At 59.1% G+C, this 1801-nt stretch carries 3 protein-coding genes; all 3 read right to left on the bottom strand.

Annotated elements, in window-relative coordinates; genetic code table 11:
* Positions 1 to 103: 103 nt before the first annotated feature.
* Positions 104 to 391: a hypothetical protein gene (locus tag ACTJLC_RS31680; protein ID WP_440846404.1), complete on the bottom strand. Its 288-nt coding sequence runs from the start codon at positions 389 to 391 to the stop codon at positions 104 to 106.
* A 385-nt stretch (positions 392 to 776) separates the two neighbouring features.
* Positions 777 to 1004 (bottom strand): DUF6538 domain-containing protein, encoded by a 228-nt coding sequence (locus tag ACTJLC_RS31675; RefSeq protein WP_440846402.1) that lies wholly within the window; start codon positions 1002 to 1004, stop codon positions 777 to 779.
* A 253-nt stretch (positions 1005 to 1257) separates the two neighbouring features.
* On the bottom strand, positions 1258 to 1698 hold the full coding sequence (locus tag ACTJLC_RS31670; RefSeq protein ID WP_440846400.1) for a hypothetical protein: 441 nt from the start codon (positions 1696 to 1698) through the stop codon (positions 1258 to 1260).
* Between the last annotated feature and the right edge of the window lie 103 nt (positions 1699 to 1801).

Raw genomic sequence — 1801 nt, 5'->3', positions numbered from 1 at the left:
GCCTCGCCGATCCGGCGCCGCCGGCAGTTCGTCGTCTCCGGCGGCTACGCCGCCTCCGACTCCTCACTACCGGCCAAGATGAATGTCGCTACACCGGACGTAGTCATTGTCGCCGCCCATATCCCTCAGGCTCGAAGATTAGCCGCAACTCGTCGAGCGTGAACGCCTCTGCGCCGCCCTCGTCGCTGCGCGTCGGCGATGGCCGCGCCACGCCTTCGAGCGGGTTGGGGCCGGTATGTCGTCCGTTGCCCACAGCCCACTTCGTAAACAACGCTGAGGCGTTGATCTGCGAGCGAACGGTCTTGGGATGCAAAGCCTTGCCGCCGGTCGTCTGCGACAAAAGCCCTTCGGCGTAGCGGAGGCATTGGGCGCGCGCGATCGAATGAACCATGGCGTCCGGGCCGCCGACGGCATGCGCGAATCCGGCAAGGGCCGTTGCGTAGGCTTTGCGAGTTGAGCCCGCCGGCGAGAAGGTGCGACAGCCAAGCCGCAATCGCCTCGTCGAGGCGTTGGGGGACGTCGACGAGTGGCGCGGGTGCACGCGGCGCGAGTCCTATGGCGGCAGCCAACTCGTCTCGCTCAGCGAGTTGCGCAGCCGTCGGCTCGCCCGCCATGCGCTGGCCGATCCGCGTCCGGGCTCGGTCGATCATGGTCCGAGAATTCGCACAATTCTTCGGCTTCTCGCCCTGGTGTCGTTTCCAAGCGCTCGGCTGAGACGGAACCATCGGCTCCGATGCGCAAGCCTTCCACGATCAATTTCCGGATCGAATCCGCGTCTATGCGGTCAGGGTCAAATGCGCAGCCAAGCGTTTCGCCTCCTCAACGATCGAAATCATCTTTGCCGACAGATGGTAAGCCAACAGGCGCGCGGCCGCCGGGCTTTTTGTGCCGAGCGAGCGCTTGATTTCTGTTTGGCCGAGGGCGGCTCGAAGAGAGGCGGGGAGGACGAGGTGGAAGCAATAAACGCCGTGTCGGGAACGGCGAAGATGGGATGCAAGGCGCATAGGCTCATTCGGTTATGAGTGGACCACCGTCTTGGACCCCCGGCGCGGCGCCGGAAATGAAAAAGCCCTGACGAATCAGGGCTTTTTAACAACTGGTGGCGAATCAGGGACCTACCCGCCAAATCGCTCTCAACCACTGTCTACAAGGGCCTGTCAGGTCGGAGGGCTGACAGGTGTCACGGTTTTTCCGTGACACCTACAGTATCACGTTCACCACCATAAAGCGCCTTAACCGTTGATTGATTGCCGCCTGCTAGCTGTTCAGGAATGGTTGAAACGGTGCGACAAATATTGCTTTTATATAGCCGAAGCGCTGTAAAAACAGAGCGAGAAAGAAATTGCATGCTAGGGCATAACCCACAATTGCCATTCCTACATGGGAACCTGAAAAAGTCAGTGCGCCGTCAAAGCTACGCGCCGAGAGAAATGCAAAAACCAGGTATAGAACCGAGAGGAAAAGAATGGAAAATCCAAAGACAGAGATCGTCGGGTCTGTAACCGATCTGAATGCTGTGTAAGTCTCGCTCAACGACGGGGCGCCACTTGAGACGAGGTTTAGGGCAGCACCCAAATTGGCGTATACAGGGGCAGCTTCACCGGCCGTATAGTCCAAAAACGGCGTTGCGCACCAAGCCAGCCAACACACGAGAACTGCTCCAATCACATAGAATATATCCCAGATTGCGTATTTCACACCAAGCTGGACAGCGATTTCGCGCCAAGCTGGACAGGCATTTCACGCGAAGGTGGGCACGGATTTCACGGCAAGCTGGACAGCGATTTCACGCGAAGCTGGA

Origin of the sequence: Paraburkholderia sp. 22099, from assembly GCF_052045835.1 — a bacterium.
Taxonomy (GTDB): Bacteria; Pseudomonadota; Gammaproteobacteria; order Burkholderiales; family Burkholderiaceae; genus Paraburkholderia; species Paraburkholderia terricola.
This window is presented reverse-complemented; position numbering and strand designations above follow the sequence as displayed.